We start from the raw sequence: 19,126 nt of genomic DNA, 5'->3' as shown, positions 1-19,126 counted from the left end.
GGGGCAGAGCGACCTCACGCAGTGTATTCACATATCTCCGTAGCGTGTCTGCCCAAGGAGCCCCCGTGCATCTCCGCCACAAGTGGGAGATCGTTGAGACCATCGGCCGGGTGATCACCCAGCGCTGTTCGATCTGCGGCAGGACCAGGGTCCGGGTGACCCGGCCCGAGCACCGCGCGGACTACCGCTTCGGCTTGGGGTAGGTGACGCGGCAGTCGGGGTCGTCAGGGCCCAGCACGTTGGCCAGGACCGGGTTGCCGTTCTCGCCGAACTCGGCCTGGACGAAGACCACGGGGCTGGGCATGCCGAGCTCTCCGACGAGATAGTCGACACCCGCCTCGCACAGCTTGATCGCCTGCTTCGAGTTGTCCGCCGATTCCGGCAGGTCTGTATATATCCGCAGATAGCCACCGACCATCCGGATATCCCTGACCCGCTTGGTCACCTTGCGGCTCTCGAAGTAGGCCAACGCCTTCTTGTCGGTGTGCTTGGAAGGCCCCGACGCCTCGGCCTCACCGGCCTTCTGACGCTTCTTTTCCGCCTTGGAGGACTTCGCGTCCTCCTTGCCCTTCCCGTCCAGCTCGGCGGCCACCACCGCGCCCGCCACGGGGTCCCCCTGCGGCACCGCGACGGGCGGGCCGCTGGAGACCGGCGCCTGAGCCACCCCGCTCCCCGGAGCCGTCTCCCCGGAAGACCACACCCCGCTCACCGCGAACGCCACCACCAGCGCGGCGGCACCCACAGAGATCTCAGGAAGCCACGAGCGGGACTTCTTTCGCCGGCGTCCCCGAGTACGCCGCCTGGACCGTGCCAGACCTTCACCCCTTTTCACCCTCGGCCTCACATAGACAGGTGATCTCCCACGAGTATGACAAAGGCAAGGGATGGCAAAGAGACCCCGCGCGGGATTATTTTCGGCGGGCCGTCACAGCGGCCACATCCCTCATCTCACGGAACAGGGGTCCCGCCGCCGGAAACCGGACTCCGCGGCGACGGGTCCTCGGAGGCTACGGCAGCGCGGCGATCAGCTCGCTGGGCGGCTTGCGGACACCGGTGTAGAAGGGGATCTCCACCCGGGTGTGCCGCCGCGCCTCCGCGCCGCGCAGGGTGCGCATCAGGTCGACGATGCGGTGCAGTTCGTCGGCCTCGAACGCCAGCATCCACTCGTAGTCGTTCAGCGAGAAACAGGCCACCGTGTTGGCGCGCACGTCCGGATAGTCGCGAGCCATCCTGCCGTGCTCGGCGAGCATCCGGCGGCGGTCCGCGTCGTCCAGCAGGTACCACTCCAGGGAGCGCACGAACGGGTAGACGCTCACGTACGCGCGGGGCTCCTCCTCGGCCAGGAAGGCCGGGATGTGCGACTTGTTGAACTCGGCCGGACGGTGCAGCGCCATGGCCGACCAGACCGGCTCGGACAGCCGCCCCAGGCCGGTACGGCGGAAGCGGGAGTAGGTCTCCTGCAGGTCCTCAGAGGTCGGAGCGTGCCACCAGAACATGAAGTCGGCGTCGGCGCGGAAACCCGCCACGTCGTACAGGCCGCGGGTGACCACGTCCTTGCGCTCCATCTGGGCCAGAAGCTCCTCGACCTCGTCGGCCATGCCCTCACGGTGCCCCGGGCAGCGCTCGCTCAGTTTGAAGACCGACCACATCGTGTAGCGGATCACCTGGTTCAGGTCTCGTGCCTTGGGCCGCGGGTTCCCGTCCGTCGTCCTCACCCCTTCGTCAGCGAATCGGTTCTGTCCTGCCATTCTCCCGTGGGGTCCAGGTGGTCGAGAATCCGGGCTGCCGCAGTGCGGGCCGTGGAGACGCAGGCGGGGATGCCAAGGCCGTCGTAGGCGGCGCCGCACAGCGCCAGCCCCGGCGAAACGGCGGCGGCCGCCCGGATGCGCGCCACCCGGTCGAGGTGCCCAACCTCGTACTGTGGCAGGCCACCGCCCCAGCGGGTCACCCGCGAGTCGCGAGGCAGCGCGCGCACGCCCATGACCTCGACCATCTCAGCCATCGCCAGCGCGACCAGTTCCGCGTCGTCGCGCTGAAGCACCGCCTCCTCGCCGAGCCTGCCGATCGAGCAGCGCAGCAGGACCAGGTTGGGGTCCGCCTCCGCCAGGTGCGGCCACTTGACCGAGCTGAACGTGGCGGCCTTGATCGGACGCCCGTCGACGGCCGGAACCAGGTAGCCGCTGCCGGACGGCGGCCGGGGAAACGCCTCCCGCGGATAGGCGAGGGTGACGACGGCCATGCTGGCGTACTCGATCCTGGCCAGCTCCGCGGCCGCCCGGGGCACCTCCTCGGCGAGCAGCCTGCTCGCCGCCGGGGCGGGAACGGCGATGATCACCGCGTCGGCCTCGATCGTCTCCGGCTCCCTGGCGGGTCCGGCCACCAGCTTCCAGCCGCCCTCGGTCCGCCGCAGCTCCCTGACCATGACGCCGGTCCTGATCTCGGCCCCGGAGGCGGCGGCGACGGCCTCGGGGAGGCTGCCCATCCCCCGGCTCAGAGTGGTGAAGACCGGCCCCGCGTCCTTCGGGGCGTCCGCGGCGATCTCCCCGGCGGCGGCGAGCAGCGACCGCTCGGTCCTGGCCGCGATGGCGACCCTCGGCATGGTCGCGTCCAGGGAGAGCCGCTCGGTCCTGCCCGCGTAGACACCGCCGAGCAGCGGCTCGACGAGCCGGTCGACCACCTCGTCGCCCATCCTGGCCCGGATGTAGGCCGCCACCGACACGTCGGTGCTGACCCGCGTCGCCGGAAGGATCCGGTCCAGCGCCGCCCTGGCCAGCCCTCCGGGGGAGAGGATGCCCGACCTCGCCAGCGCGAGCAGGTCGGACGGCACGCCCATGACCTGCCCCTTGGGCATGGGCCGCAGCGCGCCCCGGGTCAGGATGGCCGCCTGGGTGGTGCCGGGAAGCCGCAACTCCTCGCCCAGCCCGACCATCCTGGCCAGTTCCTTGCCCTCGGGCCGCCGGGCGAGCATCGCCTCGGCCCCCACGTCCACCGCGACGCCCGCCACCTCGGTGGCGTGCAGCTTGCCCCCGACCCGCGAGGCGCCTTCGAGGACGGTCACCCGCAGGTTCTCGCCGCCCTGACGCAGGTGCCACGCGGCGGCCAGGCCGGCGATCCCGCCGCCGACGACCACCACATGTCTCCGGTTGCCTTCCATGACTCCTGACCGTACCGGTCCGCCTCCCCGGTCCCGCCGCCCACCTCGGCGCCCCGCCCTCCCCGTGACCCGACGGCGCGCAGAACGTGACGCCATCGTGACTGCCGCTCACCGAACTCCGCCACCGCACCCGCCGTCATGAGATTCATGAGCAGATTCCGGTACGGTCCGCGCCTGGCGGTCCTCTTGACGGGCCTGACGCTTCTGGTGTCCGCCTGCGGCGGGGGTTCCCTTCAGTCTACGTCCTACGAGGGAGCGGCACCCGCGGCCGACACGCAGGCGGGCGGCCAGGACCGCGTGGCGGTTCCCCAGGGCCCGAGCAAGGCCGAGGGCGGCTCCCCGCAGACCGGCCAGGTGAGGATCGTCCCGCAGGACCGGGCGATCGTCTACACGGCGGAGATGACGGTCCGGGCGAAGGAGGTCACCGCGGCGGCCGACCGGGCCCGGCAGATCGTCACCTCCGTGGGCGGCTACCTGGCCATGGAGAACTCCGACGCCCGCTCCGACGGCGAGGGCTCCGCGACGCTGGTCTTCAAGATCCCGCCGGGGAACTACCCGGGCACGCTCGACCGCCTGGGCAGGGAGCTGGGCACCCGCGAGTCGCTCCGGCAGAACACCGAGGACGTCACCGAGCAGGTGGCCGACGTGGAGAGCCGTTTGAAGTCGGCCAAGGCCGCGCTCGACTCCCTGCGCACGCTGCTGAAGCGGGCCAACACCATCGGTGAGGTGCTCAAGGTGGAGCGTGAGGTCTCCAACCGCGAGAGCGAACTGGAGTCCCTGCAGGCCAGGCAGAAGACCCTGGCCTCGCAGACCAGTGCGGCGACGCTGACGCTGAACCTGGTGGGCCCGGCGGCCGTGGTGCAGAAGAAGGAGGACGACGAGCCCGCCGGCTTCCTCGGCGGTCTGCGGACGGGCTGGCAGGCTTTCGTCGTCGCCGTCAAGCACGGCCTGACGCTCCTGGGCGTGCTGCTCCCCTGGCTGATCGTGATCGTCCCGGCCTGGCTGCTGACCGCCTTCCTGCTCCGCCTCAGGCGGAACGGGGAGCGGCCGCTCGCCGTGGGCTCCGAGGACCCGGAGCCCGACCCCGACGAGGAGCCTCTCCCCGTGAGTGATCCGCGGGGAGACGACGAGCCCGAGGGAGCGGACGGGCGTCCCTAGTCCCGGGCGAGCGGTGACGGTGCGCCGGCGCCGGGGGCGGTCAGCGGGCGGAGGCCTCGTGGACGAAGTCGGTGAGGCGGGCCAGCTGGTCGGGGTCGGTGCCCGGCAGCACGCCGTGCCCCAGGTTGAACACGTGTCCCTCGGCCTTGGCCGCGCGGGTGAGGATGTCGCCCGCGCGGCGCTCCACGACCTCCCACGGGGCGAGCAGGATCGCCGGGTCCAGATTGCCCTGCAGCGCCTTGCCCGGGCCGACCCTCCGGGCGGCCTCGTCGAGCGGTACCCGCCAGTCGACGCCCACCACGTCGGCCCCCGCCTCGCCGAGCAGGCCGAGCAGCTCTCCGGTGCCGACGCCGAAGTGGATGCGCGGCACGTCCAGACCGGCCAGGCCGTCGAAGATCCGGCTGGTGTAGGGGAGGACGAACTCCCGGTAGTCGTCGGGCGACACCGCGCCGACCCAGGAGTCGAAGAGCTGGACGGCGGAGGCTCCCGCGGCGAGCTGCACGCGCAGGAACCCCAGGGTGATCTCGGTCAGCCGATCCATGAGGGCGTGCCAGAGGCCCGGCTCGCCGTACATCATGGCCTTGGTGTGGTCGTGGTTCTTGGAAGGGCCGCCCTCGATGAGGTAGGAGGCCAGGGTGAAGGGAGCACCCGCGAAACCGATGAGCGGGGTCGCGCCCAGCTCCTTGGTCAGCGCCTGGACGGCCTCGGTGATGTAGGAGACGTCGCCCGGCTCGATCGGGCGCAGCGCCTCGGCCGCCCTGGCGTCCCTGATCGGCTCGGCCACCACCGGGCCGATGCCGGGCTTGATGTCGAGGTCGACGCCGATCGCCTTGAGCGGGACGACGATGTCACTGAAGAGGATGGCCGCGTCCACGCCGTAGCGGCGGACCGGCTGCATCGTGATCTCCACGACCAGGTCGGGGGTGGCGCAGGCCGTGAGCATCGGCACCCCCTCGCGGAGCGCCCGGTACTCGGGCAGCGAGCGGCCCGCCTGGCGCATGAACCACACCGGTGTGTGGGATACGGGCCGGCGGCGGCAGGCGCGCAGGAAAGCGGAGTCGGCGGGCTCGGAAGTCACCCCACCAGGGTGCCATGCCCGGTGACCGGTCGGCTCACCACGGTCGCTGGCCGGCGAAATCAGCCCGAAATCACCAGTTATTCAATGAGATTGCACCTCACACCACCCTGGCACCGTCAAGTGATGACAACGATAATGTCTTACCGGTTTCGAGAGCTTCGTCCACTGAAATCCGATGTTGTCGCCAGCCGGATGGCCCGCACGGCACGAAGCGATCATGTTTCCGGGTACAGTTCCTCCCATCGGTGATCCTGGGTCGGCCCCCGGCTGGTCCAAATGTTCGCCAAGTCACCGCGCGGCATCGATTCCTGCACCACTTTGGGGACACGCCGAGCACGCTGCGCGGAAATGTCGGCGCGACGTGCCAACGTCGGACCACGACCCGACGAAAGGCCCGTGCGATGTCCACCATGTGGAGTTCACCCGAACGTCGCGGTGAGCACCGTGCCTCCTGCGCCCGCGTGCGGGTTCCCGAACGACAATCCCGCCCCGCCGATCACGGCCGGCCCGAACACCCGGAACGGACCGGCACCGAACGCGGTCACGCGTTCCTCCCCCAAGTCTCCCACGGCGAGGTCATCCCAGCCCTGCACAGGCCGCCGGCAGCGTCTTGATCGGTTCCAATGGCTCCTACACATACCCCAGTGGTCCCCATGCGATCAGTTTCGACCTACGCTTCCGATATGACCGTCGGTGACGCGCCGCCCGCTCCCGCCGCCTTCAGGCGTGCGGTGGCGAGCATGCGCCCCGCGGAGGTCAGACCCGAGATCGAGCTGGAGGACATTCCGGCGCCGCAGCGCCTGGCCCCCTACTCGGCCGCGATCGGCGCGTCGGTGTACCGCGACGACGACGAGCTCGCGATCGGCCGCCTCATCGTGCTCTTCGACCCGGACGGCCAGCGCGGCTGGGACGGCCAGTTCCGGCTCGTCGCCTACGTGCGGGCCGACATGGAGCCTGAGATCACCGAAGACCCGCTGCTCGGCCCCGTCGCGTGGAGCTGGCTCACCGAGTCGCTCGACGCGCACGGCGCCGGCTACGCCGCCGCCGGAGGCACCGTCACCAGAGCGGTCTCCGAGGGCTTCGGCAACAAGGCCGAAGACCCGGTGACCACCGAGCTGGAACTACGTGCGTCCTGGTCACCGCTGCAGGAAGACCTCTCCGGCCATGTCGCCGCCTGGTGCGATCTGATGTGCCTTGCCGCGGGCATACCACCCCTGCCACCCGATGTGGCGGCGCTGCCGCCGCGCCGTCGCGAGGATCCGGAGCCCTTCAGAACGTGACCGATGAGACGACCGTAATTCCACTGCTGGAGCCTCGTGAGGGAATCCCACCCGTCATCGAGGACTCCGCCTCCCTCGCGCGCGTGGTGCGCGCCTTCGCCGAGGGCACCGGCCCCGTCGCCGTCGACGCCGAACGCGCCTCGGGCTACCGCTACAGCGGCCGCGCCTACCTGGTACAGCTGCGCCGCGTCGGCGCGGGCAGCGCCCTGATCGACCCCATCCGCTGCCCCGACCTGTCCGAGCTCGACGCGGCACTGGACGGCGCGGAGGTGGTGCTCCACGCCGCCTCTCAGGACCTGCCGTGTCTCGCGGAGGTGGGCTTCCACCCGCGGGAACTGTTCGACACCGAGCTGGCCGGCCGGCTGCTCGGCTACGAGCGGGTCGGTCTCGGGCTGATGGTGGAGAACGTCCTGGGTTTCAGGCTGGAGAAGGGGCACTCGGCCGCCGACTGGTCGACCCGCCCGCTCCCCGAGGACTGGCTGCGCTACGCCGCGCTCGACGTCGAGGTCCTGATCGAGCTCCGCGACGTCCTGTACGAGGAGCTGAGGTCCAGCGGCAAGCTGGCGTGGGCGCAGGAGGAGTTCGCCTCCGTGCTCGCGCACAAGGCGCCCGCCCCGCGCTCCGACCCGTGGCGGCGCACCTCCGGAATCCACAAGGTCCGCTCGCTGCGCGGGCTGGCGGTGGTACGGGAACTGTGGACGCTCCGCGACGGGCTCGCCCGCGAGTCCGACGTCGCCCCCGGCCGTGTGCTGCCCGACTCGGCGATCGTCACCGCCGCCCTGGAGTTGCCCCGCACCACCAAGGCGCTCACCGAGATCCCTCCCTTCACCGGCCGCAGTGCCCGGCGGCACCTGCGCGACTGGCTGGCCGCGATCGGCACCGCCCGCTCGCTGCCCGACTCGGAGCTGCCGCAGCCCAGCACCCCCGGCGACGGGCCCCCGCCGGCCAACCGGTGGATGGACCGCGATCCGGTGGCCGCCCGGCGGTTGGCCGCGGCCAGGACCGTGGTCGCCGCGCTCGCCGACGAGCACCACATGCCCGCGGAGAACCTGATCCAGCCGGACGCCGTACGCCGCCTGACCTGGGAACCGCCGGCCGTCATCGACGACGGGACCGTCGCCGCCCGGCTGCGCGAGCTGGGCGCCCGCGAGTGGCAGATCGGGCTGACCGCCCACCCGATCGCCAAGGCCCTGCTCCGCCTGGAGCTCAAGGGCCAGGTCTGACGAACCGACCGACGCCCTTTACAAAGTAGATCATTGGGGCGACGCCGGTCCCTGTGCGGGAACAGGTCCCGCACAGGGAGACGGAACGCTCAGCAGGTCGCGAGCATGCTCTGCAGGGCGCTCTTCTCCGAGCTCTGCAGCGTCAGCTTCCAGTAGTACTTCACCTGGATCCACGCCCTGGCGTAGGTGCACCTGAACGAGCTCAGCGGCGGCTGCCACGTCGACGGGTCCTGGTCGCCCTTGGCCTGGTTGACGTTGTCGGTCACCGCCCACAGCTCGGGCCCGCCGAGGTCGTTGGCGTAGGACTGCCGCTGCGCGCTGGTCCAGGCGTAGGCGCCGGAGCGCCAGGCCTCGGCGAGCGGCACCATGTGGTCGATGTCGACGTCGCCGGCGGCGGTCCAGGTCGCACCGTCGAACGGGGAGTACCAGCTGCCGGAGGTCGGTGCGCAGCTGGAGTTGACGACCACTCCGACACCGTCCCTCTTGAGCACCGTCTCCCGGGTGTTGCAGGTGCCACTGATCGTTATCCAGTGGTTGAACAACGACCGGTCATAGGAGGACTGGTTGGTCTCCGCGGCGACGGTGAGCGTCGCGAGCCTGCTGGCGGCGGTGGCCGCCGAAGGAATGTTCGGCGGGGTCGCCGAAGCCGTTCCGGCTGTCAGGGAAAAAGTGATGAGAATTGCCGTTAGGGCAGCGAAAGCCGCGGTGACGACTCGTTTCACGAGTGGCCCCTTCTGTCGCTCCACCTCGGCCAGCCGGGGGGTCTGGGCGCCGCGAGGGGAGGACAGGGGGAACGTCTCAAGTCATGACAAATACGCAAATGTCATGGTTTGACGACGAGTCAGGATGCGCTTGGTCGGATACTGCGTCAATCCATGGTCAGGCGCACTTGATCTGCAATGACATGAATTATGGTGATTTGGATACCTGGCTTTTTCGCGCGAACACCCGGCGAAGTTCCGGTGACCGGTGGACTTCCTTTTGGGGCAGGACCCGGGCCGCCGGCTTCCCCGGACGCGCCCCCCGCCCCCCTCCGCCCCTGACGGGCGCTTGCAGCAGGTGCGGCGACTGTCGTACCGTGGCACGGAAAGCGCTTTCCATAGGAGGTCGGAGAAGATGTCCCCGCAAAGCATCGGCATCGTGATGAACGGTGTCACCGGTCGCATGGGCTACCGCCAGCACCTGGTCCGATCGGTCCTGGCGATCAACGAGCAGGGCGGTGTGACACTGTCGGACGGCGGCCAGGTCCTGCTCAGGCCGGTCCTGGTCGGCCGGTCCGCCGAGAAGCTGCAGAGACTCTCGGCGGAGCACGGCATCGCCGACTGGACCACGGACCTCGACACCGCCCTCGCCGACGACGACAATCTGATCTACTTCGACTCTCAGGTCACCCAGGCCCGGGTGAAGTCGGTGCTCAAGGCGATCGAGGCGGGCAAGCACGTCTACGCGGAGAAACCGACGGCCGAGACGTCCCAGGACGCGCTGGCACTGGCCGAGGCCGCGACCGCCAGGGGCGTGAAGAACGGCGTCGTGCAGGACAAGCTCTTCCTGCCGGGCCTGCTCAAGCTCAGGCGCCTGATCGACGGCGGCTTCTTCGGCCGCGTCCTTTCGGTCCGCGGCGAGTTCGGCTACTGGGTGTTCGAGGGCGACTGGCAGGCCGCCCAGCGCCCATCGTGGAACTACCGCGTTGAGGACGGCGGCGGCATCGTCCTCGACATGTTCCCGCACTGGGCGTACGTGCTGGAGAACCTGTTCGGCCGGATCACCTCCGTCTACGCCCAGGCCGTCACCCACATCCCCGAGCGGGTGGACGAGCGGGGCGAGACCTACCGGGCCACCGCCGACGACGCCGCCTACGGGGTGTTCGAGCTGGAGGGCGGGGTCATCGCGCAGATCAACTCCTCCTGGAACGTCAGGGTGAACCGCGACGAGCTGGTGGAGTTCCAGGTGGACGGCACGCACGGCAGTGCCGTCGCGGGCCTGCGCGACTGCCGCGTCCAGCACCGTGCCGCCACTCCCAAACCGGTCTGGAACCCCGACCTGCCCGCGGGCGCCCGCTTCAGGGACGGCTGGCAGGAGGTGCCCGACAACGAGGAGTTCGACAACGGGTTCAAGGTCCAGTGGGAGCGGTTCGTCCGCCACGTGGTCGAGGACGCGCCGTTCCCCTACGACTTCGCCTCCGGCGCGCGCGGTGTCCGCATCGCCGAGCTGGGCCTGCGCTCCTCCGCGGAGGGCCGCCGCCTGCCGGTGGAGCCGTGATGAGGATCGCCCTCCCGGGCGGGGAGCACGTCCTGCGCGAGCCGGTCACCTGGGTCAGGCCCGGGGGGCCCGCCCGGAGCCGCACCGTCTACGCCGCCGCCCACGTGGTCGCCGACCCGCTCGGCGACAACACCCCGGGCTCCCGGGCCGCCGTCGACTGGGACGCCACCCTGCGCTTCCGCCACCATCTGTGGTCCCACGGGCTGCGGGTCGCCGACGCCATGGACACCGCGCAGCGCAACATGGGCCTTGACTGGGCGGCCACCCGCGAGCTGATCCGGCGCAGCGCCACCGAGGCGAAGGCCTTCGGCGACCCGGCGGCGCTGGTGGCCTGTGGCGCGGGCACCGACCAGGCGCCGGACGCCCGGACCCTGCGGGAGGTCGTGGCGGCCTACGCCGAGCAGATCGAGACCGTGCGGGACGCGGGCGCCGGGGTCGTCGTGATGGCGAGCCGGCAACTGGCCGCGATCGCGCGGGGCCCGGAGGACTACCACCGGGTCTACGGCGAGCTGCTCTCCCAGGCCGATCGCCCGGTGATCCTGCACTGGCTGGGCGAGATGTTCGACCCGCTGCTGGCGGGCTACTGGGGCTCGCGGGACGTCGCCGAGGCCACCGCGTCGTTCCTGTCGCTGATCCACGACCACGCGGCGAGGGTGGACGGGGTCAAGGTCTCGCTGCTGGACGCCGAGCACGAGATCGGGCTGCGTGAGGCGCTGCCCGAAGGCGTCAAACTCTACACCGGCGACGACTTCAACTACCCCTCGCTGATCAGGTCGGGCAGCCACGCGCTGCTGGGCATCTTCGACGCGATCGCCCCCGCCGCCGCCTCGGCCCTGCACGCACTCGACGCGGGCGACCTCGGACGGTACGACGAGATCATGGGCCCCACGGTCCCGCTCTCCCGGAAGATCTTCGAAGCCCCGACGTACAACTACAAGACGGGCATCGTCTTCCTGGCCTGGCTCAACGGCCACCAGGACGCCTTCAGCATGGTCAACGGCGCCCAGGCGGCCCGCTCCCTGCCCCACCTGGCCGAGGTGTTCCGCCTGGCCGACAGGGCCGGTCTGCTGGCCGACCCCGAGCTGGCGGTCTTCCGGATGCGCTCCCTGCTGGCGGTGAACGGCCGGTGAGGGCACGGGCGAAGAGCCGTTTCTCGCTGAACCAGTGGACCACGAGGCGCTGGTCGGTGGCCGAGGCCGTCGACGGGTGCGTGCGGCACGGTGTCGAGGCCATCGGCCTGTGGCGCCAGGACGTCGCCGCGCAGGGCCTGAAGGAGACCGTCGAACTCGTCGCGGACTCCGGGCTGCGGGTCTCGTCGCTCTGCCGGGGCGGCTTCCTCACCTCCGGCGATGCGCAGGCCCTGGACGACAACCGCAGGGCGATCGACGAGGCCGCCGAGCTGGACGCCGCCTGCCTGGTCATGGTGGTCGGCGGCCTGCCGGGCGTGGTGCCCGGCAGGCCGCTGGGCGCGATCTCCCGCGACCTGCCCGCCGCGCGGGAGCGGGTCGCCGAGGCGCTGGCCGTGCTGGCCCCGTACGCGGGCGAGCGCGGGGTGAGACTGGCCCTCGAACCGCTGCACCCGATGTACTGCGCCGACCGGGCCGTGCTGTCCACCCTGGGCCAGGCCCTCGACCTGGCCGAGCAGCACCCTCCCGAGCAGGTGGGCGTCGTCGTCGACACCTTCCACGTGTGGTGGGATCCGAACGTCCTGGAGCAGATCGCCAGGGCCTCGGGGCGGATCGCGAGCTACCAGGTGTGCGACTTCCTGTCTCCGCTCCCCGCCGACGTGCTGCTCGGCCGGGGAGTGATGGGCGAAGGCGTGATCGACTTCGCACCACTGACCGAGGCGGTGGCCGCGGCGGGCTACTCGGGGGACATCGAGGTGGAGATCTTCAACGCCGACGTGTGGGCCGCCGACCCGGACGAGATCCTGGCCAGGGTGCGGTCCTCGTTCGCCGAGCTCGTCGGAGAGTGACACGCGGGCCCGCGGAACGGAATCCGAGACGACAGGAGCGTTCCAATCGAAGGAAACCGCGTTCGCGGGGCCCGGATTACCGCTTCACGGTGAAGTGACCTGGCGGCTGCTCGTACGGTAGGGGTATGACGACCGCAGAAAGCGAAGCCAGCCCCGCCATACAGCGGCCGCCGGAACATGTCCTTGCCGTACTGGAAGCGATCAGGGAGTGGGAGGCCGCCAACCCCGACTCGGCCCCTTCCGGCCAGGGGGAGGCGATCCTCTGGGCCCTGGGCCGGCGTGAGCAGGCGCCGATCAGCGGCCGCCCGGCGTCGGGGTCCCCGCCCACCCTCGCCGAGGCCCGTGCGGAGATCGACGCCGCCGAGCGGGTTCCGCGCGAGGGCCGGGTCGTCCCCGCCGACGGGGTCATCAGCACCCTGAACTGGCTGATCGGCGTCAAGGACGGGTTGCCGATCCCCGGCCGCCGATCCTCGGAAGGCTGGGGACACCTGGTCGGCGGCCGCGGCGTGATCCTGCGCACCGAGGCCGAGATAGGCCGGATCGCCGAGCTGGCCCATGCGGGCCGGCCGAACGCGGCGGGCGAGTGGGAGAAGGAATGGTGCTCCGGGACCATCGCCGTGTGCGAGTGGGTGCTCGGCACCCGCAGGAAGTCACCGGTCCGTAACACGCCGCGCCCCATCCACGGGCCGACCGGACTCAACCTCGGCATGGAGGAGAGCGCGGCCGAGGACGTGTCGCGACAGCTCGGCCGGGGCCGCCAGCACTCCCCCGGCTACGGAGACGGAGTCATCCGGACGATCCGCTGGTTGCGCGGTCAGATCATCGTCCCGCCGGTCAACGAGCAGGGAAGACCGATCTCCGGCGTCCGCTGACCGCCTGTCCCGATCCCCCCGGCTCCCCCTTTCGAGCTTCCCCCACGACGCGGCGGGCCCGGACCCCGCAGGGGCCGGGCCCGCCGCCATGACGTGGCGGCGGAGGTGGGCAGGCCGAGGCGGCCTCACCCCAGAGCGCGGGTGCTCTCGCGGAGGATCACCTCGCCGGTCACGACCTGGGCCCCGGTCCCCTCGTCCGGGGCGAGGGCCATCTCCAGCGCGCGGGCCCCCATCTCCGCGAGCGGCAGCCGCACCGTGGACAGCGAGGGAACCAGGTCGCGCAGGGTGGAGATGTCGTCGAAACCCGCCACCGAGACGTCCTCGGGGACGCGGATGCCCCGGTCCCTGAAGGCGGCCAGGGCACCTACCGCCATCACGTCGGTGACGGCGAAGACACAGGTGACCCCGGACACCTGGGTGGCCGCCGCGTAGCCGCCCTCCCTGTCGAAGGAGCTGTGCAGGACAAGCGGCGCGGGCAGGCCGAGCTCTTCGAGCGCGCCGGCGAACCCGGCCACCCGGTCCATGGGGGCGATCAGCCGGTCGGGCCCGGCGAGGACGGCGAAGCTCCGGTGCCCCAGCCCGGCGAGGGCGCGGGCCAGCGTGGCGGCGCCCAGGCGGTTGTCCGGCACCACCGTGTCGACCCCGAGCAGATCCTGGCCCACGCAGGCCACCCGGCCGCCGGTCTCCCGGTAGCGGTCGAGCTCCTCGCGGAGCCGCCGGGTCAGCTGCTCGTCGGCGACCCGGGAGCCGACCAGCAGCACCGCGCGGACCCGCTGCGCGTTCAGCGTCGAGACATAGGCGATCTCCCGCTGGGGGTCGCGGTGCGTGGTGCCGATCATGACCATCAGCCCCTGGTTCTCCGCGACCCGCATGGCCCCGTCGGCGATCGCGGCGAAGTAGGGGTCGGTGAGATCGTGAACGACCAGGCCGATCACGTTGCTGGCCCCCCTGGCGAGGGTCTGCGCGGCCACGTTGGTGCGGTATCCCAGCTGGGCGGCGGCCAGCTCCACCTTGACCCGCAGGGATGCGCCCACCTGTCTGGTGCTGCCGTTGAGCACCCGTGACGCCGTGGCGAGCGAGACGCCCGCGTGCCGGGCGACATCCTCAAGCGTGACCACCGACAACCTCCCGGAAAGCGTTTTCCAAAGTCTGTCAGAGTTGTCGCCGTCCCGCATCCGGGCTGTGCCGCACCGGACCGCGCACCTTGGGGAACAACTTACCCACCTCGCACGGGACCGGCCGCACCAAGCGTTGTTACCCGCGAGTAGCATAGGGGGGAAGCCATCCAGCAACGAGGAGCGAACCCCGTGCCTTCGTCTCGTGACGTCGTATTCGTCGACGGTGTGCGCACACCCTTCGGCAGGTCGGGCCCCAAGGGCCTGTACGCCGAGACACGCGCCGACGACCTGGTGATCCGCGTCATCCGCGAGCTGATCCGGCGTAACCCGAATCTGCCTCCCGAGCGCGTCGACGAGGTGGCCATCGCGGCCACCACGCAGATCGGCGACCAGGGCCTGACTCTCGGCCGCTCCGCCGCGATACTGGCCGGGCTGCCCAAGAGCGTGCCCGGCTATTCGATCGACCGCATGTGCGCCGGCGCGATGACCGCGGTGACCTCGGTCGCCGGAGGCATCGCCTTCGGTGCCTACGACGTCGCCATCGCCGGCGGCGTCGAGCACATGGGCCGCCACCCCATGGGCGAGGGCGTCGATCCCAACCCTCGTTTCCTGGCCGAGCAACTCGTGGACGGCTCCGCCCTCGTCATGGGCATGACCGCCGAGAACCTGCACGACCGCTACCCCTCCATCACCAAGGAGCGCGCGGACGCCTTCGCCCTCGCCTCCCAGGAGAAGGTCGCCAAGGCCTACGCCGACGGCCGGATCCAGCCGGACCTGGTCCCGATGGCGACCAGGTCCGCCGAGAAGGGCTGGGGGCTGGCAGGCGCCGACGAGGCTCCCCGCCCCGGCACCACGCTGGAGGGGCTGGCCGCACTGAAGACCCCGTTCCGCCCGCACGGCCGGGTCACCGCGGGCAACGCCTCCGGTATCAACGACGGCGCCACCGGCTGTGTGGTGGCCGCCGCCGACGTCGCCGAGGAGCTCGGCCTCGCCCCGAAGATGCGCCTGGTCTCCTATGCCTTCGCCGGCGTGGACCCGGAGGTCATGGGGGTCGGGCCGATCCCGTCCACGGAAAGGGCGCTGCGCCTGGCCGGGCTCTCCATCTCCGACATGGGACTGTTCGAGATCAACGAGGCCTTCGCCGTGCAGGTGCTGGCGTTCCTCGAGCACTTCGGCATCGCCGACGACGACGCCCGGGTGAACCCCTACGGCGGCGCCATCGCCTTCGGCCACCCGCTGGCCTCCTCCGGGGTGCGCCTGATGACGCAGCTCGCCCGCGAGTTCGGCGAGCGCCCCGACGTCCGCTACGGCATGACCACGATGTGCGTCGGCCTGGGCATGGGTGGAACGGTCATCTGGGAGAACCTCAGCTGGGAAGGTAACAAGTGACGGACATCAAGGAACTCTTCGCCGACGAGATCGTCACCCGCGCGACGGTTCGCGACGTGGAGCTGCCCCGGGGGGCGGGCACCATGGCCCTGATCACGCTGGACAACGGCTTCGACCACACCAAGCCGTCGACGTTCGGCCCCGGGGGGCTGGCCTCGCTGGGCGAGGCCCTGGACGCGATCGCCGGGCGCGGCGACCTGGCGGCCGTGGGCGTCGTCGGCAAACCGTTCGTCTTCGCCGTCGGCGCCGACCTCAAGGGCGCCGCGCTGGTCTCGGAACGGGACCAGGCGCTACAGATCGGCCGGCTGGGCCACGAGGTGTTCCGCCGCCTCGGCGAGCTGGACGTGCCGTCGTTCGCGTTCGTCAACGGCGCGGCCATGGGCGGCGGTCTGGAGATCGCACTGCACTGCACCTACCGGACCATCTCCGCCGGTGTGCCCGCCGTGGCGCTGCCGGAGTGCTTCCTCGGCCTGGTCCCCGGCTGGGGCGGCACCCAGCTGCTGCCCCGCCTGATCGGGCCGGCCGCGGCCGTCAAGCTCATCATCGACAACCCGCTCTCGCAGAACCGCATGATCAAGGGCAGGGAGGCGTTCGGGCTGGGCGTCGCCGACGCGATGTTCGAACCCGCCGACTTCCTTGAGGAGTCGCTGCGCTGGGCCTCGGCGGTGCTGCGCGGCGACGTCACCGTCTCCCGCGCCGACCACACCGCCGAGGACTGGTCCAAGACCGTCTCCGACGCCCGCTTCCTGCTCGACATGAAGCTGCACGGCGCCTCCCCCGCCCCGTACCGGGCGCTGGAGCTCCTCGAGCTGGCCCGCACCGCCACCCGCGACGAGGGCTTCGCCGCCGAGGACCAGGCACTGGCCGACCTCCTCATGGGCGACGAGCTCCGCGCCGGCCTGTACGCCTTCGACCTGGTGCAGCGCCGGGCCAAGAAGCCCGCCGGAGCCCCGGAGGCGGCACTGGCCCGCAAGGTCACCAAGGTCGGCGTCGTCGGCGCGGGCCTGATGGCCTCGCAGATGGCACTGCTGTTCGCCCGCCGCCTGGAGGTCCCGGTCGTGCTGACCGACCTGGACCAGGCCCGGCTGGACAAGGGCGTGGGCTACGTGCACGCCGAGATCGACAAGCTGCTGGCCAAGGGCCGCGTCTCCGGCGACCAGGCCAACCGGCTCAGGGCCCTGGTGACCGGCTCGCTGACCAAGGACGCGTTCGCCGACGCCGACTTCGTCATCGAGGCCGTGTTCGAGGACATGAAGGTCAAGCAGAAGGTGTTCGCCGAGGTGGAGGCGGTCGTCTCCGCCGAGTGCGTGCTGGCCACGAACACCTCCTCGCTCTCGCTGACCGAGATGGCCTCGGGGCTCCGGCACCCCGAGCGCGTCGTGGGCTTCCACTTCTTCAACCCGGTCGCGGTGATGCCGCTGCTGGAGATCGTCCGAGGGGAGCGGACGGACGACGCGACGCTCGCCACGGCCTTCGCCGTCGGCCGGTCGCTGAAGAAGTCGTCGGTGCTGGTCAAGGACGCGCCCGCGTTCGTGGTCAACCGCCTGCTGACCCGCTTCATGGGCGAGGTCATCGGCGCCGTTGACGAGGGTACCCCGCTGGAGCTCGCCGACCACGCGCTGGACGGGCTCGGCCTGCCGATGACCCCGTTCGCGCTGCTGCAGCTCGTCGGTCCGGCCGTGGCCCTGCACGTCGCCGAGACGATGCACGAGGCGTTCCCGTCCCGCTACGGGGTGTCGGAGAACCTGGCCCGGCTGGTCGCGGCGGGCAAGCCGGGTGTCTACGCGCCGGACTTCTCCCTGGACCCCGAGGCGGTGGCCCTCTTCGCCGGGGGCACCGCACCGTCCACGGCCGAACAGGTCCGGCTGCGGGCGCTGCGGGCCCTGGACGAGGAGATCCGTCTCATGCTCGACGAGGGTGTGGTCTCCGCTCCCCAGGACATCGACCTGTGCATGATCCTCGGTGCGGGGTGGCCGTTCCACCTGGGCGGCATCACCCCCTACCTCGACCGCGAGGGGATCTCCGAGGTGCGCTTCCTGCCGCCGGGCGTGGCCTCGGTGCCCGCCTGACGCACCCCTTTCCCGGTGTGGCCCCCCGTCTCGCGACCGTCGCGGGACGGGGGGCCGCGTTACCGGGTCGCTGCCCGCCGCCGCTCCGACAGCCTGCTGTGCCGGTAGCCGTAGCCGGCGTAGATCAGGAGTCCGAGCAACATCCACGCCCCGAACCTGATCCAGGTCTCCACCGGCAGGTTGAGCATCAGGTAGAGGCAGGCGAGCACCGACAGCAGCGGCACCAGCGGCACCAGCGGGGTACGGAAGGAGCGGGGCAGGTCGGGACGGGTGCGGCGGAGGACGACCACCGCGATCGAGACCACCGCGAACGCGAAGAGCGTGCCGATGTTGACCAGTTCGGCGATCGTGGACAGCGGCACCAGCCCGGCCAGGGCCGCGACGACGACCCCCATGATGATGGTGATGACGTACGGCGTGCGGTATTTCGGGTGGACCTTGGCCAGCCCGCTTGGCAGCAGTTCGTCGCGGCACATGGCGAACATCACCCGTGACATGCCCAGCATGAGGATCATCACGACGGCCGTCAGGCCGACCAGCGCGCCGGCGCTGATCAGCGCCGCGGCCCAGGTCTGGCCAACGGCCTTGAACGCGTCGGCCAGCGGCGCCGCCTCGCTGAGCTGACGGTAGGGCTGCATGCCGACCACGACCAGCGAGACCGCGACGTAGAGCACGGTGCAGACACCTAGTGAGGACAGGATGCCGATGGGCAGGTCCCGCTGCGGGTCGCGGGTCTCCTCGGCGGCGGTGGCGACCACGTCGAAGCCGATGTAGGCGAAGAACACGATCGCCGCGGCGCTGAAGATGCCCAGCACCCCGTACGCGACCGGGGTGATCCCGAACAGTACCTGGATCAGCGGCGCGGCCAGTCCCTCCACCGCGGGGGTCGCCTTGGACGGCGGGACGAACGGCGAGTAGTTGGCGCCCCTGACGAAGAACAGTCCCGCCACCACGACCAGCAGGATCACCGCGAGCTTGATCGTGACGATGATCAGGTTGAACCGGGACGACAGTTTGATCCCGAGGACCAGGATCCCGGTGAGCAGCAGCACGACCAGCGCGGCGGGCAGGTTGAACAGCGCCCCCTCCCCCGCGATCACGCCGGGCAGCGGGACCCCCAGGGCCGCCAGCAGTGAGGTCAGGTACCCCGACCAGCCGACCGCGACGACCGCGGCGCCGAGCATCATCTCCAGCGTCAGGTCCCAGCCGATGATCCAGGCGGGCAGTTCGCCCAGGGTGGCGAAGGCGAAGGTGTAGGCGGACCCGGCCACCGGGACCGTGGAGGCGAACTCGGCGTAGCAGAGCGCCGCCAGCGCGCAGACGATCCCGGCGGCCACGAAGGACAGCGCCACCGCGGGCCCCGCCGTCTCCCTGGCGACCCGGCCGGTGAGCACGAAGATGCCGGTGCCCACGATGACGCCGATACCGAAGACCGTGAGGTCCAGCGCGCTGAGATCCTTGCGCAACCGGTGTTCCGGTGCCTCGGTGTCCGAGATCGACTGCTCCACCGACTTGACGCGAAGAACACCCACGACCCCTCCTGATGCGCCG

At 71.0% G+C, this 19,126-nt stretch carries 18 protein-coding genes; 10 read left to right on the top strand and 8 right to left on the bottom strand.

Annotation, left to right across the window (positions count from 1 at the left end):
• Positions 1–65: 65 nt before the first annotated feature.
• On the top strand, positions 66–203 hold the full coding sequence (locus AB0J58_RS27085) for a hypothetical protein (RefSeq protein WP_343967500.1): 138 nt from the start codon (positions 66–68) through the stop codon (positions 201–203).
• Here the strand turns inward: AB0J58_RS27085 and AB0J58_RS27080 are convergent.
• The 3 genes from AB0J58_RS27080 to hemG all read right to left on the bottom strand — a co-directional run bounded on the left by AB0J58_RS27080 (position 182) and on the right by hemG (position 3,154).
• Positions 182–742 carry a hypothetical protein gene (locus AB0J58_RS27080; RefSeq protein ID WP_343967502.1) on the bottom strand — a complete coding sequence of 187 codons (561 nt, stop codon included), beginning with the start codon at positions 740–742 and terminating at the stop codon, positions 182–184. The two genes, AB0J58_RS27085 and AB0J58_RS27080, sit on opposite strands and share 22 nt — an antisense overlap.
• 265 nt (positions 743–1,007) lie before the next feature.
• Positions 1,008–1,649, bottom strand: coding sequence for a hydrogen peroxide-dependent heme synthase (gene hemQ / locus AB0J58_RS27075; protein WP_245651655.1), 642 nt, complete (start codon positions 1,647–1,649; stop codon positions 1,008–1,010).
• A 62-nt stretch (positions 1,650–1,711) separates the two neighbouring features.
• A complete protein-coding gene (gene hemG, locus AB0J58_RS27070) occupies positions 1,712–3,154 on the bottom strand; it encodes a protoporphyrinogen oxidase (protein WP_364220414.1) in 1,443 nt (480 codons plus the stop codon).
• 147 nt (positions 3,155–3,301) lie between these two features.
• Here hemG and AB0J58_RS27065 point away from each other — a divergent pair, with 147 nt between their 5' ends.
• Positions 3,302–4,312 carry a DUF4349 domain-containing protein gene (locus AB0J58_RS27065; RefSeq protein ID WP_364220411.1) on the top strand — a complete coding sequence of 337 codons (1,011 nt, stop codon included), beginning with the start codon at positions 3,302–3,304 and terminating at the stop codon, positions 4,310–4,312.
• Between the two features lie 40 nt (positions 4,313–4,352).
• Here the strand turns inward: AB0J58_RS27065 and hemE are convergent, their stop codons facing one another.
• The gene (hemE, locus tag AB0J58_RS27060) at positions 4,353–5,390 is read right to left on the bottom strand and encodes a uroporphyrinogen decarboxylase (protein ID WP_364220408.1); all 1,038 of its coding nucleotides are present in this window, start codon (positions 5,388–5,390) and stop codon (positions 4,353–4,355) included.
• 419 nt (positions 5,391–5,809) lie between these two features.
• Positions 5,810–5,935, bottom strand: a complete 126-nt coding sequence (locus tag AB0J58_RS27055; protein ID WP_343967510.1) for a hypothetical protein — start codon at positions 5,933–5,935, stop codon at positions 5,810–5,812.
• A 138-nt stretch (positions 5,936–6,073) separates the two neighbouring features.
• Here AB0J58_RS27055 and AB0J58_RS27050 point away from each other — a divergent pair, with 138 nt between their 5' ends.
• Entirely contained in the window at positions 6,074–6,670 is a 597-nt protein-coding gene (locus AB0J58_RS27050; protein WP_343967512.1) for a DUF3000 domain-containing protein, read from the top strand.
• On the top strand, positions 6,667–7,893 hold the full coding sequence (locus tag AB0J58_RS27045; protein WP_364220405.1) for a ribonuclease D: 1,227 nt from the start codon (positions 6,667–6,669) through the stop codon (positions 7,891–7,893). Before AB0J58_RS27050 ends, AB0J58_RS27045 begins: the two co-directional genes overlap by 4 nt.
• An 89-nt stretch (positions 7,894–7,982) precedes the next feature.
• On the opposite strand, the gene AB0J58_RS27040 is transcribed toward AB0J58_RS27045, so the two are convergent.
• A complete protein-coding gene (locus AB0J58_RS27040) occupies positions 7,983–8,615 on the bottom strand; it encodes an HNH endonuclease family protein (protein WP_343967516.1) in 633 nt (210 codons plus the stop codon).
• Between the two features lie 394 nt (positions 8,616–9,009).
• On the opposite strand from AB0J58_RS27040, the gene AB0J58_RS27035 reads away from it, so the two are divergent.
• The 4 genes from AB0J58_RS27035 (at position 9,010) to AB0J58_RS27020 (ending at position 12,999) form a co-directional block, all read left to right on the top strand.
• A complete protein-coding gene (locus AB0J58_RS27035) occupies positions 9,010–10,152 on the top strand; it encodes a Gfo/Idh/MocA family oxidoreductase (RefSeq protein WP_364220402.1) in 1,143 nt (380 codons plus the stop codon).
• Positions 10,152–11,282 (top strand): dihydrodipicolinate synthase family protein, encoded by a 1,131-nt coding sequence (locus tag AB0J58_RS27030; protein ID WP_364220399.1) that lies wholly within the window; start codon positions 10,152–10,154, stop codon positions 11,280–11,282. Before AB0J58_RS27035 ends, AB0J58_RS27030 begins: the two co-directional genes overlap by 1 nt.
• Positions 11,279–12,127 carry a sugar phosphate isomerase/epimerase gene (locus AB0J58_RS27025; protein WP_364220396.1) on the top strand — a complete coding sequence of 283 codons (849 nt, stop codon included), beginning with the start codon at positions 11,279–11,281 and terminating at the stop codon, positions 12,125–12,127. The genes AB0J58_RS27030 and AB0J58_RS27025 overlap by 4 nt, the downstream gene beginning before the upstream one ends.
• Positions 12,128–12,252: 125 nt before the next feature.
• Positions 12,253–12,999, top strand: a complete 747-nt coding sequence (locus AB0J58_RS27020) for a hypothetical protein (protein WP_364153203.1) — start codon at positions 12,253–12,255, stop codon at positions 12,997–12,999.
• Positions 13,000–13,124: 125 nt separating this feature from the next.
• Here AB0J58_RS27020 and AB0J58_RS27015 read toward each other — a convergent pair whose 3' ends face one another.
• Entirely contained in the window at positions 13,125–14,117 is a 993-nt protein-coding gene (locus AB0J58_RS27015; protein ID WP_364220393.1) for a LacI family DNA-binding transcriptional regulator, read from the bottom strand.
• 189 nt (positions 14,118–14,306) lie between these two features.
• Here AB0J58_RS27015 and AB0J58_RS27010 point away from each other — a divergent pair, with 189 nt between their 5' ends.
• Positions 14,307–15,506 (top strand): thiolase family protein, encoded by a 1,200-nt coding sequence (locus tag AB0J58_RS27010; RefSeq protein ID WP_343967528.1) that lies wholly within the window; start codon positions 14,307–14,309, stop codon positions 15,504–15,506.
• Entirely contained in the window at positions 15,503–17,575 is a 2,073-nt protein-coding gene (locus tag AB0J58_RS27005; protein ID WP_364220390.1) for a 3-hydroxyacyl-CoA dehydrogenase NAD-binding domain-containing protein, read from the top strand. Before AB0J58_RS27010 ends, AB0J58_RS27005 begins: the two co-directional genes overlap by 4 nt.
• A gap of 59 nt (positions 17,576–17,634) precedes the next feature.
• On the opposite strand, the gene AB0J58_RS27000 is transcribed toward AB0J58_RS27005, so the two are convergent.
• On the bottom strand, positions 17,635–19,107 hold the full coding sequence (locus AB0J58_RS27000) for an amino acid permease (RefSeq protein WP_364220387.1): 1,473 nt from the start codon (positions 19,105–19,107) through the stop codon (positions 17,635–17,637).
• Between the last annotated feature and the right edge of the window lie 19 nt (positions 19,108–19,126).

The sequence above is a fragment of the Streptosporangium sp. NPDC049644 genome (genome assembly GCF_040675205.1).
Lineage (GTDB): Bacteria > Actinomycetota > Actinomycetes > Streptosporangiales > Streptosporangiaceae > Streptosporangium > Streptosporangium fukuiense.
The sequence above is the reverse complement of the archived record's forward strand: the minus strand, read 5'-3'. Positions and strand labels throughout refer to the sequence as shown.